The organism is Dehalogenimonas sp. NIT-SK1 (genome assembly GCF_055384165.1).
The window spans coordinates 1,385,483-1,399,149 of record NZ_AP042352.1; the positions used below are offsets into that span (position 1 = coordinate 1,385,483).

16 protein-coding genes and 1 tRNA gene are annotated in these 13,667 nt (G+C 55.1%); 9 read left to right on the forward strand and 8 right to left on the reverse strand.

Features of this window, described 5'->3' with window-relative positions:
* Positions 1–481: 481 nt before the first annotated feature.
* From ACZ48S_RS07230 to ACZ48S_RS07245, 4 genes are all read right to left on the reverse strand, one after another.
* Positions 482–715 carry a DUF2283 domain-containing protein gene (locus ACZ48S_RS07230; protein ID WP_464212126.1) on the reverse strand — a complete coding sequence of 78 codons (234 nt, stop codon included), beginning with the start codon at positions 713–715 and terminating at the stop codon, positions 482–484.
* 68 nt (positions 716–783) lie between these two features.
* Positions 784–1,155, reverse strand: coding sequence for a VOC family protein (locus ACZ48S_RS07235; protein ID WP_464212128.1), 372 nt, complete (start codon positions 1,153–1,155; stop codon positions 784–786).
* A 15-nt stretch (positions 1,156–1,170) separates the two neighbouring features.
* The gene (locus ACZ48S_RS07240; RefSeq protein WP_464212130.1) at positions 1,171–2,163 is read right to left on the reverse strand and encodes a TolB family protein; all 993 of its coding nucleotides are present in this window, start codon (positions 2,161–2,163) and stop codon (positions 1,171–1,173) included.
* Positions 2,164–2,170: 7 nt separating this feature from the next.
* Positions 2,171–2,350, reverse strand: coding sequence for a DUF4177 domain-containing protein (locus ACZ48S_RS07245; RefSeq protein ID WP_464212132.1), 180 nt, complete (start codon positions 2,348–2,350; stop codon positions 2,171–2,173).
* A gap of 364 nt (positions 2,351–2,714) precedes the next feature.
* Here ACZ48S_RS07245 and ACZ48S_RS07250 point away from each other — a divergent pair, with 364 nt between their 5' ends.
* Positions 2,715–4,130: a reductive dehalogenase gene (locus ACZ48S_RS07250; RefSeq protein WP_464212134.1), complete on the forward strand. Its 1,416-nt coding sequence runs from the start codon at positions 2,715–2,717 to the stop codon at positions 4,128–4,130.
* 246 nt (positions 4,131–4,376) lie between these two features.
* Here ACZ48S_RS07250 and ACZ48S_RS07255 read toward each other — a convergent pair whose 3' ends face one another.
* Positions 4,377–5,000, reverse strand: coding sequence for a hypothetical protein (locus tag ACZ48S_RS07255; protein ID WP_464212136.1), 624 nt, complete (start codon positions 4,998–5,000; stop codon positions 4,377–4,379).
* Between the two features lie 268 nt (positions 5,001–5,268).
* On the opposite strand from ACZ48S_RS07255, the gene ACZ48S_RS07260 reads away from it, so the two are divergent.
* Together ACZ48S_RS07260 and ACZ48S_RS07265 are read left to right on the forward strand one after the other, a co-directional pair.
* On the forward strand, positions 5,269–5,394 hold the full coding sequence (locus ACZ48S_RS07260) for a desulfoferrodoxin FeS4 iron-binding domain-containing protein (protein WP_464212138.1): 126 nt from the start codon (positions 5,269–5,271) through the stop codon (positions 5,392–5,394).
* A gap of 64 nt (positions 5,395–5,458) precedes the next feature.
* Positions 5,459–5,534: transfer RNA gene (locus ACZ48S_RS07265), tRNA-Thr, on the forward strand.
* A 57-nt stretch (positions 5,535–5,591) separates the two neighbouring features.
* Here the strand turns inward: ACZ48S_RS07265 and ACZ48S_RS07270 are convergent.
* Both ACZ48S_RS07270 and ACZ48S_RS07275 read right to left on the reverse strand, forming a co-directional pair.
* Entirely contained in the window at positions 5,592–5,900 is a 309-nt protein-coding gene (locus tag ACZ48S_RS07270) for a hypothetical protein (protein WP_464212140.1), read from the reverse strand.
* 99 nt (positions 5,901–5,999) lie between these two features.
* Entirely contained in the window at positions 6,000–6,362 is a 363-nt protein-coding gene (locus tag ACZ48S_RS07275) for a NifB/NifX family molybdenum-iron cluster-binding protein (RefSeq protein WP_464212142.1), read from the reverse strand.
* Between the two features lie 149 nt (positions 6,363–6,511).
* Between ACZ48S_RS07275 and ACZ48S_RS07280 the strand changes: the two genes are divergently transcribed.
* The 6 genes from ACZ48S_RS07280 to ACZ48S_RS07305 all read left to right on the forward strand — a co-directional run bounded on the left by ACZ48S_RS07280 (position 6,512) and on the right by ACZ48S_RS07305 (position 11,520).
* Positions 6,512–6,907 (forward strand): QcrA and Rieske domain-containing protein, encoded by a 396-nt coding sequence (locus tag ACZ48S_RS07280; RefSeq protein ID WP_464212144.1) that lies wholly within the window; start codon positions 6,512–6,514, stop codon positions 6,905–6,907.
* Positions 6,908–6,922: 15 nt separating this feature from the next.
* Positions 6,923–7,630, forward strand: a complete 708-nt coding sequence (locus ACZ48S_RS07285; protein WP_464212146.1) for a hypothetical protein — start codon at positions 6,923–6,925, stop codon at positions 7,628–7,630.
* A gap of 30 nt (positions 7,631–7,660) precedes the next feature.
* Complete coding sequence (gene rsmI, locus ACZ48S_RS07290; protein ID WP_464212148.1) at positions 7,661–8,485, forward strand: 16S rRNA (cytidine(1402)-2'-O)-methyltransferase; 825 nt, start codon at positions 7,661–7,663, stop codon at positions 8,483–8,485.
* A gap of 34 nt (positions 8,486–8,519) precedes the next feature.
* Positions 8,520–8,741, forward strand: coding sequence for a hypothetical protein (locus tag ACZ48S_RS07295; RefSeq protein WP_464212150.1), 222 nt, complete (start codon positions 8,520–8,522; stop codon positions 8,739–8,741).
* An 83-nt stretch (positions 8,742–8,824) separates the two neighbouring features.
* A complete protein-coding gene (gene metG, locus ACZ48S_RS07300) occupies positions 8,825–10,498 on the forward strand; it encodes a methionine--tRNA ligase (RefSeq protein ID WP_464212152.1) in 1,674 nt (557 codons plus the stop codon).
* 50 nt (positions 10,499–10,548) lie between these two features.
* Complete coding sequence (locus ACZ48S_RS07305; protein WP_464212154.1) at positions 10,549–11,520, forward strand: polyprenyl synthetase family protein; 972 nt, start codon at positions 10,549–10,551, stop codon at positions 11,518–11,520.
* A gap of 198 nt (positions 11,521–11,718) precedes the next feature.
* Here the strand turns inward: ACZ48S_RS07305 and ftsH are convergent, their stop codons facing one another.
* Positions 11,719–13,662 (reverse strand): ATP-dependent zinc metalloprotease FtsH, encoded by a 1,944-nt coding sequence (ftsH, locus tag ACZ48S_RS07310; protein ID WP_464212156.1) that lies wholly within the window; start codon positions 13,660–13,662, stop codon positions 11,719–11,721.
* Between the last annotated feature and the right edge of the window lie 5 nt (positions 13,663–13,667).

Sequence of the window (13,667 nt, forward strand, 5' to 3'; positions counted from 1 at the left end):
AAAGGTTTTGAGTGTTCAGTATTTAGTTTTTAGTGCTCAGTTTTATGAGAAAGTAGATTACCCGCTTTCGTGGGTAATGACAGTAGGAATAGGATAAAAAAAGACCTTCCAGGGGAAAGCCCAATATGTACTGGACCCTTACACATCATTGACAAGAACAAAATTGAGTATTAAGATTATACTAGAATCACGATGAGAGGCCAATCCGTGGGATATTACCTGCGGCAATGCCTCTCCTTTTTATTTGTACTCCAAAAGTTTCTTCAGATTGTTCATAAAAACAATGCGGTGCATCATTTTTCGTAAAAATGACCAAAAGGTTTTTAGTGTTCAGTATTTAGTTATCAGTTTTCAGTAGTCAGGTTTTGAGTCAAGAGTTTTCAGTTTGATAAGTTCACAGTTATTAGTTGTCAGTAGTTAGTTCACAGTTTTCGGTTTGGTAGTGCTGAGACCGGTTCGTTGCAGGAACAAAAAAACAAAGTTAATCAAGCACCCTAAAGGAATGCTCCACCAGCAGTTCATCAATCTTACCGCGCCTGGGCAGATCCATGGTGTCAATACCGCGGCTGGCGCATAATAGCTCAACACCGATAGGACGGTCTTTGGAATCATAATCAACCCGCCGTAATTCATCCAATTCCCTGCCATAGGCATACCTGCCCGGTTTGAGTTTAATATATACGGCATCGGCCTCTTTATCATATTTAATTAACATGCTGCGTCCTTTGTCAGCGGCGGTAATGATGAAATCACCGACAATCGGGATTATTCGATAGTGGAAACTCAGACATGCTGGTCAAACAGTATCTGGTTGCCGTCCGGGTCCATTACGGTGAAACTGGCCGGACCCGAGGCGTCAATATTTGACTCATCGGTGACAGTTACACCTTTGCTTTTCAATTCTTCATAAATACGGCGGACATCGTCGAACGAGTCCAATTGGTTCGCTTCCTGGTCCCAGCCGGGGTTAAAGGTCAGGATATTCTCTTCAAACATTCCCTGGAACAATCCGATGACATGGCGGCCGTTTTTCATTATCAGCCAGTTCTGTGACGGTTCGCCGCCAAAAAGCTCAAAACCGAGTTTTTCATAGAATTTCCTTGATTTTTCAATATCTTTAACCGCCAGGCTGATAGAAAAAGCTCCCAATTGCATAATGACCTCCTTAAACTACGGGACAATTTTGTAAGCCACATAGATGTCCGCTTCCAGGGCGACACCGTCCTGGTAGAAATGGTGGGTGAAATAGACGTTGCCGGCCGAGTCAACGGCGGCCTCTCCGGCGAACTGGGAGATGATAAGCTCCGGCTCCTGCCACTGGCCGCTGACTTTCAGCGAGCGGAAAAGCGCCGGCGAACCCTGGTAGGTGCGGGTAATCCAGAGTTCATCCCCGTTTGGAGAAATAAACGGCCAACCGTCTGATTCCGGGCTGTTGACCGCGGTCACGGTCTGCGGCGCGCTCCAGGCGCTGTTTTCCCACCGGCACACCCAGATGTCAAACTGGCCCAGGCCGCCGGCGCGGGTTGAATGAAAATACATCTCCTGCCCGTCGGCGGTGATATGCAGCTCCCCGACTTCATAATCCGCTGGGAAACCGGCCGGCTGCCAGTTGGACCACTCACCGCCGGTATTATCAGCGGTGAACCAGCCCATGCCGGCATAGCCGGCGCGGGCAGAGCAGAACCACATGGTTCCATCCAGGACAAAAGCACAGCCGTCCAGCGCCCGGGCGCCGGGTTCGACTAGCAGCACCCGCTCCGGCTCCTGCCATTCATCCCCGTTTTTATGGCTTACCCAGATGCCGGTAACACCATCATCCAGCTGCTTAGCCAGGGGGGCGTTGGGGTCCGGGGTGAACCAGAAATACAGCGTGTTGCCGTCCGGCAGGATGAAGGCCGAGTCCTCCGCTCCGGCGGTATTGACCGGGTACGACAGCGGCACCGGCTGGGCGTATTCCGGCGAATGGGACTGCGGCGGGTAGAGGTCAGCGTCCGGGGTGATTTTAAGCTGAGAGGCAGGCACCAGGCTTTCCCGGTCCGGGGTTTCCACGTCCGGCTGGGTGGTGGCCGGTGGCGATGAAGGCGGCGCGTCCTCACAGCCGGTCATGGCCAGCAGGATTGCCGCGGAGATGAATATCAGTATAGTTTTTGTTGTATTTCTCACCAAGTTACTATCCGCTGATTTCTCGTTCCAGTATTATTTCACAGTAATTTTCTTTTGCCCACAATCCGCCAGCGCCCGGCGCGAAAACCTGGACGAGCCTCCAGCCTTCCTTAGCGTGCTGAAGCACAACTTGCTGATAATTTTCAGTTTTGTTAGCCCTGACAAACTTGTATTCGTACTCTTTCATATTGCCCCCGAAACAACAGCTTCAGATATTTATTATATACCTGTTTTTCAAGCACTGGGAGGTAGTCGTTACCCATCAGTCTACCGTAATAACAACACTATTTTCAGCTACCATATATTCTTTCTTTTGGTCATAGATAACTTTAGTTCCCCTTTTATACCCTATTAGTATATATCCTATTGTATACCAAAGAAGTATACGAAATGCTTAGAGGCGCTAATCCTTTTGGGCGATGACAAGCGTAGTTATTATTAATAAACTTATAAGTAATAATATATTACTTTTGGAGGATATATGTTAATTGACTCTCAGGAGAGACTGAGTGACGGTGGGAAAGCACGCAATAACAGCAAGGAGAGAAAGAGTGTCAAAATTTCATCACACAGTAAGCAGAAGAGATTTCATGAAAGGTCTGGGGCTCACTGGGGCCGGAATAGGAGCTGCTTCCCTGGTATCTCCGAATTTCAAAGACCTTGACGAAGTTAAATCTTCGTCTCTAGCGGTGCACAACTATCCCTGGTGGGTGAACGCGCTGGAATATGATAAAGCAACAACTGAAATTGACTGGGACCTGATGCAACCTTACGATGCAACAGAGCATATATTTAATTCCAAGGGTTCTGCCCTGTATGCCCAAGCCAAGGGCGGCCAGGATGTTGTTGACCAATGGAACGCGGATCAAGCTGCTCGTAGAGAAGAATATAAACAGGAAGGAAGACCAGGCTACACTGTCCAAGATTTAGCATTGACCAGCGGCAGAGGTTCCTGGGGCAATTCTAGAAGCCCTACTGGCAACCATGGCTTTCTTGGCCGCCAAAGGGCAAAAACACCTGAGGAGCAAGGCCTTTCCAAGTGGTCCGGAACCCCAGAGGAAAATACCAAGCTGGTAAGAGCGGCAGCCAGGTATTTCGGTGCTTCTGAAATCAGTATAGTGGAACTGAATCCGGCCACAACCAGGAAACTGATTTACGCCGCCGAGTTTGGTGATAACAAAAAATACACCTGGGCTGACGTTGATCAACCCTACGAGACTGAGTTTGAAAGAGTTATTCCGAATAAAGTTAAATACGCGGTAACCCTTGGCGTTCATCAAGGATTCGAAACCACAAAACGCGGTATTTTTTCAATGCGTTATCCATTCGGGCGTTATACCCAGGATGCCTTCCAGGATTTCCTGCGCGGCCTAGGTTATACAGGCGTAGGACCTTATGCCTATACAAACAATCTATCAGCAAACGTGGGTTTATCAGTCGCCGGCGGCATGGGAGAACTGGGCCGGATGAACCTGCTGATCTACCCGGTATTAGGGGGACATCAGGGTGTTGGATCGACCGTATTAACCGACTTGCCTTTGGAACCAACCAACCCAATTGACGCCGGGATCAACAAGTTCTGCTATACCTGCAAGAAATGTTCAGAAAATTGTCCCGGCGGAGCTTTAACAAACGATACCGAACCAACCTGGGAAGTTATGGGACCCTGGAACCACAGCGGCTATAAACATTGGTGGTTCGATGCCGGCAGATGCTTTACGTTCTCTGATATGCCGGTATGTAATACGGCCGGCTGTCAGAAGGTTTGCGTCTTTACCAAGAGAGAAGACGCGATTATCCATGAAACCGTAAAGGCTGTTGCTTCTGCCACCCCGGTCTTTAACGGTTTCTTCACCAATATGGATAAAGCCTTCGGCTATGAGGAACCGAGATACCAGGATGGATTCTGGGACCTCGACCTGCCAATAATGGGAATCGATACCACTATTGGAGTGAAAGGCTACTAATACTCACTTTTTGATCAAAATCCATAAGGGCAGGTGATTGTTATCACCTGCCCTTAATCAATATTTGAAAATAATACCACTAGCCCCCGGTAGGACTGAAAACACAACCTAACAAAATAAGAGCTTTGGTTAGTTAATACAAAACTTTCTTCTCTTTATAAGTCAACACAGCCCAAGAAAAGAGCCAGTGAACTTACCAGGCTTCTTTTCCCAAGCTGTGTTAACTTTTTTATCCGGAGTTATTGATCAGGTAATGGGCGGTTCGTTTATATGTATTTGCCACTCAAATAGAAGCTCAATAAATTCTATTTCCGGAATAATATCCAAAGGCCAAGTCGCTACGGGCTGATAATCATCATCCGCGGTCATTATCCAGGCCTTGACCGAAACCGGTCCCATCTCCAAAGGCGGAGAGGGCGGAAGAAGTACATAGACTTCAAAGGCACCGCACTCATTGGCCACGACGGTAGCGAGTTCCAGGTCCTGAGAGCAGATGGTCAGGAATATCTCACGGCCGGGTTCCCATCCGGAACCTTTTATGCGGATTGGCTGCTGTGGGTAGGCTTCAATAGTACTAAGATTGGCGAGCGGCCCGAAAAAATATGACGGGTCTGAAGGGTCCCAGGTAACCGTGATCTGTCTTGGCGAATAAACGTTGACTGTCGTAGCCCCTTCACCTGGGGGGCCCGGCGGACCCTGCGGCCCTTCTGGGCCGGGAGGTCCGGGCGGTCCTTCTGGCCCTTCCGGTCCCGGAGGACCTGCCGGACCTTGTACACCTGCCGGGCCTTCCGGTCCGGCGCAGCCAGCGACTGGAGCGATAAGGAGTGCAATAATGGCGAGTACTGTCAACAGCTTGCTTGATAGTTTCATCCCATATTACCGCCTTTTCATATTTCCGCCCCGCAAGGGCCCAGGGCGATTATTCTATTTTACCCTATAAGGTCAAGTAACACAGGATAGATGTGGCTTATTATACATAATTTAAAATGATGGATATATTTAGAAGAGTATAAGGTGTTTTAATCTTAACCGGAATATTATTTAAGAAGGCTAAGTATATTGATTTCAGGCAGCAGTTAATAGACCAGCCGCGGCGTATGCTATCATATATTAAACAGTACCAGACGGAGGTTTTGTCATGGCAGTAGAACAAGTTGGTGAGAAGTACCGCTGCAATATCTGCGGCAACGAAGTCACGGTAACCAAGGCCGGCGGCGGCACCCTGGTGTGCTGCGGCGAGGACATGGAAAAACTGGAAGACTAGGCGGGCCGGTGCGCCCGCCGCCTTCACAACTTCCGGCGGTTACAATATAATATCGGGGTATGACGCCAGCGTAGCTCAGTTGGTAGAGCAGCGGTTTCGTAAACCGCAGGCCGGAGGTTCGAGCCCTCTCGCTGGCTCCAGTTTAACCGTTTTTAACACCACGCCGTTGTCCGGATTATTAAAATGCGCTGGATCACTCAGCGGTTGTCTTTCTTAGTGCGGTCATCAGCTTCCGGCTTTTCTTTCTTTTCAAATATCTCGGTTACCCGGGAGCCGAATTCTTCAGCCGCGTGTCCCACTTCCCGGAATTTATGGTGGACTTCTTCATCTTTGAAGCGGTCACCAAGCGCCCTGGCTGATTCAGTGGCGCTTCGGCCGAAGTCTTTGGCCTTTTCCTTGAGTACGGGGTCGTCAAATATCTCACTGATGGCGTCACCGAAAGACTTGAATATTTCACCAAAGCTTTCAGCGGCATTTGTTTTCTTGTTCTCATCATGCAGGGTCATTAAACGATCTCCTTTCCCGGCATTCCCTATACACTCAGAATACCAGTTTTGCGGAAATTTTCAATGCCCCGGTTTTAAAAACGATTGGGGGCTGCTTTTCTAGTGATGGTGGCCGCAGGGGGATTCACCGTGATCGCAGACATTGGCCCCGGCGGCCAGGGTGCCGGCGACGTGGTCTTTGACCGCTTTTTCCGGGTCAGACTCCTCAACGCCCATGACCACCTCTATTCCGACCTTGTGAAAGACCTGCTGCGGGGTAAAACCCATACCGCCGGCCAGGACAACATTGACTCCCTGCCGGGCCAGCATGACCGGGGTGGCGCCGCAGCCGTGGGCTTCCGCCTGAACGGTCTGGCAGTTAAGTATCTGTCCCTGGGCATCGGTTTCAATGACGGCGAACTCGGTGGACTGGCCGAAATGAGTCGCCAGCCGGCCGTTATGGGTGGGAACGGCGTATTTCATGATTTAAACTCCTTTATGTTGGGCAATGTTTTTTTACGGGTATATGCTCATAATAGCAACGGACAGGCAGGCTGTCAAGAACAGTGCGTCTTTATCCGAAACCCGATAGGTGTTACAATAAATGGTTAAATAATTCCGGGAGGCGACACATGAGCATCTTCAAGGCAATCCTGGGTATCTGTGACACCAAGCCGCTGGACGAAAACGCCTGGGAGGCGGCTGACGGCAAGGCTACGGTCAGCCTGGAAAAGGCCGCGCCGCTGGCTGACAAGGGCGGAGCTGTCTATCTGAAAGGCAAGGGCCTGGAAAAGCCGGTGCTGGTGGTGCGCGGCGATGACAACCAGCTTTACGCCTACCAGGACCGCTGCACCCACGGCGGGCGCAAGATAGACCCGGTTCCCGGCCAGGGCAAGCTGAAGTGCTGCAGCGTCAACCACAGCACCTTTGACTACAGCGGCAAACCGCTGTCCGGCCCGGCCAAGCACGACATCAAGCGCTATGAAACCGAAGAAACCGGCGGCAAGCTGGTAATTAAACTCAGTTAGAAAGATAAGGAAATTATGGCCAACCGTTTCAAAGACCAACTGGAAAAAACCATGCGCGGCGATTCCGGTCCGCTGGGCTTCGGCCGCTACGTGCCGGCCACCAGGCCGCGGCTGTTTATCATGGCCGAATCCGCCGACCTGAAGCAGGCGAAAACGCTTGAGGGTGTTGACGCGGTATTCGTACCCGGCCAATGCGGCTGCAAAGGCAAAAAAAGCGGCGTACTCAAGGGCTGCAACGGCCCGGCCAAAGATGGCTGTGATTTCATAGTTTCCGACCTGAGCGGCGCGGTGGACGCCGACCCGGGCGAGGACACGGCCAGGGTGCTGAGCATTCCCGCCGACCTGGCCGACGCCCAGCTGAGGGCGCTGGGCGGGCTGGAAGCGACGGCGGTCATCGCCGCGGCGGAACTGGGCCAGAACATCACCTTCCGCCAGCTGCTCTCGGTGCAGCGGCTGGCTGACTTCTGCGGCCTGCCGGTTATCCTGCGGCTGGAAAAGGATTATTCCAAAACGGAACTGCAGGCGCTGTGGCACCGCGGCATTGCCGGCATCATGGTCAGTGAAGGCACCGACACCGCCGCCCTGCGGCAGACGGTGGAGCAGCTGGAGCCAAAGAAACGGGGCAAAGGAGACAGGATGACCGCCCTAATCCGCCAGCCGGCAGCGGCCGCCAAGCCGGATGATGATGAAACTTACCCGGAAACCGAACCGGACGAAGTATAATTCAGCCGCCGGCTGAACCGGGAGAAAATCATGCCGACGCTTTACGTGGTGGCTACGCCCATCGGCAACCTGGAGGATATTACCTTCCGGGCCGTCAGGACGCTTCGGGAAGTCAGCCTGGTAGCCGCCGAGGACACCCGCCGTACGCTGAAACTGCTCAACGCCCTGGAAATCAGGGTGCCGCTGACCAGCTATTTTGAACACAACAAGCTGAGCAAGCTGGATTATATACTGGAAAAACTGGATGAAGGCGACGTAGCGCTGGTGTCCGACGCCGGTACGCCGGGCATTGCCGACCCGGGCTACGAACTCATCGCCGCGGCGGCGGAGCGCGGCTGCCGGATAGAGGTCATTCCCGGCCCGTCCAGCGTAGTTACCGCCCTGGCGGCCTCCGGACTGCCGTCGGCGGAGTTCCGCTTCTGCGGTTTCCTGCCGCGCAGGGCGTCCGAGCGGCGGGCGGCGCTGGAACGGCTGAGGACGGAAACAGCCACGCTGGTGCTCTTTGAGGCGCCGCACCGGCTGCGGGCTACGCTGGGAGCGCTGCGGGAAGCGCTGGGGAACCGGCGCGCCGCGGTATGCCGCGAACTGACCAAGCTGCACGAGGAGATTTTCCGCGGCGGACTGGGCGAAGCGCTGGATCACTTTACCGTTCCCCGGGGGGAGTTTGTAATCGTCGTCGAAGGCGCCGGCAAGGACGACAAGGCCGTCACGGCGGCGACAGAAATTGATATAGAAGCCGAGCTGCTGCGGCTCAAAAAGGCCGGGCTGAAATCCGGTGAGGCGGCGGCCCGGCTTTCAGCGGCTACCGGAGTTTCCCGGCGGGAGATATACCGGGCTTGGCTTAAACTTAAGTAACGTTTATAATACGAAGATATTTCGGAGGCAAAAAATGCGACGTGGCTGTATTTCACTGGGAGACCCTAATTTAAAATGCGGCGCTTGCGGTCGGGAGATACCCTACCCGGAGCGCTACCTGGTAGTAGATGAAAAAGACGGCGAGGAAGTGCCAAAAGGCGACCAGGTATATTACTGCGTGGACTGCGCCCTGGAGAAGGGTTATGCCCACTACCGTGAGGAAAAAGGCGAGCGCAAGCTGACCTTTATGCCGTAGGCAATAATTACGCCCGGAAGCCTTGACGGATTCCGGCTAAGATGAACCGCTTCAAGGTTTTTCAGGATTCGGATTAAACTGTTATGAGTGAACGCATTTACATCGGCGTGGCCTGGCCTTACGCCAACAACCTTCTGCACCTGGGGCATGTAGCCGGGGCTTACCTGCCGCCGGATATTTTTGCCCGCTATCACCGCACCCGCGGCAGCGAGGTGCTGATGGTAACCGGGTCAGACTGCCACGGCACGCCGGTAACCATACGCGCCGAAGCCGAAGGCAAGACGCCGGCCGAGGTGGCCGGGCATTTCCACCGCAAGTTCATTGAAAACTGGGCGGCGCTGGGCATCAACTTTGACCTTTACACCTCTACCGACACCGACAACCACCGCGAGGTAGTGCAGGATATTTTCCTGACGCTGCTGGAAAAGGGGCACCTCTACAAGGACAAGGTGCAGCAACCTTACTGCGGCAGCTGCCGCCGGTACCTGCCCGACCGTTATGTGGAAGGCATCTGCCCTGCCTGCAAGACGCCGGGCGCCCGCGGCGACCAGTGCGACGCCTGCGGCAAGCCGATGAACCCGGCCGAGCTGGACGACGTCCGCTGCAAGCTGTGCGGCACTACGCCGGAGTTCCGGGAAACGGAGCACTTCTTCCTGCGGCTGTCCGCCTTTGAAAAGCCTTTGCTGGAGTGGATAGAAACCCAGGCCGACCACTGGCGGTCCAATGTGCGCCGCTTCACCTACCAGTACCTGAAAGACGGGCTGCGCGACCGGGCCATCACCCGCGACATCACCTGGGGCATTCCGGTACCACTTGAAGGCTACGAGGACAAGCGTATCTACGTCTGGTTCGAGGCGGTCATCGGCTATTTGTCGGCCAGCAAGGAATGGGCCAAGCGCCGCGGCGAGCCGGAGGCCTGGAAACGCTTCTGGCAGCAGGAAGACTGCAAGAGCTACTATTTCATCGGCAAGGACAATATTCCCTTCCATACCATAATCTGGCCGGCCATCCTGATGGGCTATGAAGGGCTGAACCTGCCATACGACGTGCCGGCCAACGAGTTTCTGACGGTGGAAACGCAGAAGCTGTCCAAGAGCCGCAACCTGGCCATCTGGGTGGATGATTTCCTTTCCCGCTACCAGGCCGATGCCCTGCGCTACATGCTTTCAGTCAATATGCCGGACATGTCCGATACCGATTTTTCCTGGCGCGAATTTCTGCGCCGCAACAATGATGAACTGGTGGCCACCTACGGCAACCTGGTCAACCGGGTGCTGTCCATGCTGCAGAAACACTTTGAAGGCAAGGTGCCGGAATATGGCGAGCTGGACCAGCGCAGCGCCGAGGTTATAGCAAAAACAGAAGCCACGCTGCGGACCATGGATGAAATGCTCCACGGCTGCCGCTTCAAGGAAGCCATCAAGACGGCCATGGCGCTGGCCGCCGAGGCCAACCGCTACCTGGACGAAAAATCACCCTGGAAAACGCTGAAAACCGACAAGGACGAGGCCGCCAGGGCGCTCTATACCGCGCTGACGGTTATCTCCGGGCTGCGCACCGCTTTCTACCCCTTCCTGCCCTTCAGCTCGGAGAAACTGCATGGATTCCTAGGCTATGAAGGCAGCGTGGAGGCTGACGGCTGGAAATTGCGCTACCCTTCACCCGGCGCGGCGCTGAACCCGCCGGAGGCGCTGTTTGTTAAACTGGATGAGTCTATCGTGGAGGAGGAAACCGCCCGGCTGGGACTGAAGCCCTGACCGGCCGGCGAACCCGCCGCTGATTATAAAATAAGCCTTCAGGTGGTATTTTGGATTTAAAAACTATCTACGCACCAGTTGCCCGTGACCTGGCCGCGGTGGAGGCCGAATTCAGGACGCTGGCCGACCGCTGGTCAGACGAATTCCCGGAACTGAACCGGATGCTGAACCACACCCTGAACGGCGGCAAAGTGCTGCGCCCGGCGCTGACCTTCCTGTCCGGACGCTGCATCAACGACGAAACCGACCGGATTCTGCCCATGGCCGCAGCCAACGAACTGCTCCACATTTCCACCCTGATCCACGATGACGCCATCGACCACGCCGACACCCGCCGCGGCCGGGCTACCATCAACAAGCTGTGGGGCACCGAAAAGGCGGTACTGCTGGGCGACTTTCTCTTTGCCCGCGCCGGGGAATACGCGGCCGACACCGACAACCTGCGCACCGTCAAGATGTTCTCGGCCACCCTGCAGACCATCGCCGTGGGCGAACTGCGCCAGGCCAGGGACGTTTTCAGCCTGGAGCAGAGCCGCGAGGGCTACTTGCAGCGCATAGCCGGCAAGACGGCCTCGCTGCTGAAGATGTCGGCCGAATCCGGGGCGGTGCTGGGCGGCGGCTCCGAGCGGCAGGTACAGGCGCTGGCCGACTTCGGCTACAACCTGGGCATGGCATTTCAAGTGGTGGATGATATACTGGATTTCACCGGCACCGAAGAGGAACTGGGCAAACCGGTCGGCTCCGACCTGCGGCAGGGCACGGTAACACTGCCGGCGCTGCTGCTCCTGGAGCGATACCCCGATAACAACCCGGTCCGGAACTTCCTTACTGACCGCAGCCGGGAAAATGAATTCCGGCGGGCGGTGGACATGATTAAAGGCTCAGACCTGATAGAGGAAAGCTACCGCTGCGCCACCGGCTTTTCGGACAAGGCCAAGGAATCACTGGCGGCGCTGCCGGACAGCGGCTACTGCCGGGCGCTGGCGGCGCTGACCGATTACCTGATAAGACGGCGGGTTTAATACAAGGAGGCAGTCTATGAACGGCATCCTGGGCTGTGTCGGCACCATCCTGGCGCTGATAGTGCTGGTCTTTGTGCTGACCCACATCTCCGAGATCTGGGCCTGGCTGGAAGGCCTGTTTTAGCGGGCTGAGTCAGCACCAAAAAAGACCGGCTTTTTAAAGCCGGTCTTTTTATTAACTCTTTATTGATGGCCGGTTCAGACCGGGGCAGCGGCGGTGCCGGGTTCGTCCAGCGGCTTGTCCTTGGCCGGCTTTTTGGCCCGGGCAGTGCTTTTGGCGGCGGCCGGTTTTTTGGCCGGTTTCTTCCTGGCGGCCGCTTTCTCCGCGGTTTCCGGCGGCGGCACCGGTTCGGTAAAGAGCCTCTCCAGCTCCTCGCCTTCCAGTGTTTCCACCTTCATCAGCTGCTCGGCGATATAACGCAGCCGGTCAAAGTTATCCTTGAGTATCTTCTTGGCCACCTCATAGGCATCCGAGATGAGGGCTTCCACTTCCTGGTCAATCAGGTCAGCCGTCTTTTCACCGTAATCCCGCTGTTCGTGAATTTCCTTGCCCAGGAAAACCATTTCTTCCTTGCTGCCGAAGGTACGCGGTCCCAGCTTCTGGCTCATGCCGTATGAGGTTACCATCTTCTTGGCCAGGTTGGTGGCTTCCTTGAAGTCCTGCGAAGCGCCGGTGGACATCTCATTAAAAGCCAGTTCCTCGGCCAGGCGTCCGCCCATGGAGATGGCGATCTTGGCGGTGAACTGGCCCTTGGTGGCGATATAGCGGTCTTCCGCCGGCAGCTGGCGGGTGTAGCCTCCGGCCATGCCGCGGGCGACGATGGTTATCTTGTGCACCGGGTCAGCCTCCGGCAGCATCCTGGCCACCAGGGCGTGTCCGGCCTCGTGATAGGCGGTAATTTCTTTCTCATGCTGGCTGACCTTGCGGCTCTTGCGCTCAGGCCCGGCAATAACGCGGTCAACCGCTTCCTCAAGATCATTCATCTCGATGACTTTCTTGCCGGCGCGGGCGGCCAGGATGGCGCCTTCATTCATCAGGTTGGCCAGGTCAGCGCCGGAGAAACCGATGCTCTGCTTGGCCAGCGCCTCCAGGTCCACGTCCTCAGCCAGTGGTTTGCCCTCGGCATGAATCTTGAGAATCTGATGCCGGCCATTGAGGTCCGGCATATCCAGCACCACGCGCCGGTCAAAGCGGCCGGGGCGCAGCAGCGCCGGGTCCAGCACGTCCGGGCGGTTGGTAGCGGCAATGACGATGATGGAGGTGTTGGCCTCAAAGCCGTCCATTTCCACCAGTATCTGGTTCAGCGTCTGCTCCCGTTCATCATGGCTGCCGCCCAGTCCGGCGCCGCGCTGGCGGCCGACGGCGTCAATTTCATCGATAAATATAATACAGGGCGCGTTGCGCTTGGCCTGCTCGAACAAGTCACGGACACGGGAGGCGCCGACGCCGACAAACATTTCCACGAACTCAGAACCCGAGATGGAGAAAAAGGGAACCCCGGCTTCACCGGCGATAGCCCGGGCCAGCAGCGTCTTGCCGGTGCCGGGATAGCCGATGAGCAGCACGCCCTTGGGTATCTTGGCTCCCAGTGACTGGAAGCGCTCCCTGGCCTTGAGAAATTCCACTATTTCCTGGACTTCCTGCTTGGCCTCGTCCACGCCGGCCACGTCGTTCAGGGTATTGGTCGGCTTGTCCACGTTGAACATCTTGGCCTTGGAACGGCCGAACTGCATGGCCTGGGAGTTGGCGCCGCGGGCCTGGCTGAACAGGAAGATGATGATGCCGCCGATAATCAGGATGGGAATAAAGTTGATAAAGACCGCGCCCCAGTCTATGCCGGTATCCCCGGTGGGGGTGATTTCAATGCCGGTGGGGTCAAAGCCGGGGATTTCATATATAGAAGTCAGCGGCTCCTTGTAGGTATAAAGGTCACGCGGCGGCTGTTCATTGGTTGTGATGCTTATGCGGTCACCCTCAATGATAATCTTGGAAATAGCGCCTTCCTGGGAAAGCTGCACCAGCCGGTTCTGGCTGATTTCTTCCGGCTGCTCCGAAGGCGGCAGCAGTAAAGTAAAAATAACGATGCTGGCAACCAGCATCACAATATACGCGACGGTAGTCCGTCTCCAGTTAAATTTCATGTTAG

Coding starts and splice junctions, on each gene's coding strand:
- ACZ48S_RS07230 (WP_464212126.1), bottom strand. CDS start 715: ATGTTAATTAAATATGATAAAGAGGCCGATGCCGTATATATTAAACTC.
- ACZ48S_RS07235 (WP_464212128.1), bottom strand. CDS start 1,155: ATGCAATTGGGAGCTTTTTCTATCAGCCTGGCGGTTAAAGATATTGAA.
- ACZ48S_RS07245 (WP_464212132.1), bottom strand. CDS start 2,350: ATGAAAGAGTACGAATACAAGTTTGTCAGGGCTAACAAAACTGAAAAT.
- ACZ48S_RS07255 (WP_464212136.1), bottom strand. CDS start 5,000: ATGAAACTATCAAGCAAGCTGTTGACAGTACTCGCCATTATTGCACTC.
- ACZ48S_RS07260 (WP_464212138.1), top strand. CDS start 5,269: ATGGCAGTAGAACAAGTTGGTGAGAAGTACCGCTGCAATATCTGCGGC.
- ACZ48S_RS07270 (WP_464212140.1), bottom strand. CDS start 5,900: ATGACCCTGCATGATGAGAACAAGAAAACAAATGCCGCTGAAAGCTTT.
- ACZ48S_RS07275 (WP_464212142.1), bottom strand. CDS start 6,362: ATGAAATACGCCGTTCCCACCCATAACGGCCGGCTGGCGACTCATTTC.
- ACZ48S_RS07280 (WP_464212144.1), top strand. CDS start 6,512: ATGAGCATCTTCAAGGCAATCCTGGGTATCTGTGACACCAAGCCGCTG.
- ACZ48S_RS07285 (WP_464212146.1), top strand. CDS start 6,923: ATGGCCAACCGTTTCAAAGACCAACTGGAAAAAACCATGCGCGGCGAT.
- rsmI (WP_464212148.1), top strand. CDS start 7,661: ATGCCGACGCTTTACGTGGTGGCTACGCCCATCGGCAACCTGGAGGAT.
- ACZ48S_RS07295 (WP_464212150.1), top strand. CDS start 8,520: ATGCGACGTGGCTGTATTTCACTGGGAGACCCTAATTTAAAATGCGGC.
- metG (WP_464212152.1), top strand. CDS start 8,825: ATGAGTGAACGCATTTACATCGGCGTGGCCTGGCCTTACGCCAACAAC.
- ftsH (WP_464212156.1), bottom strand. CDS start 13,662: ATGAAATTTAACTGGAGACGGACTACCGTCGCGTATATTGTGATGCTG.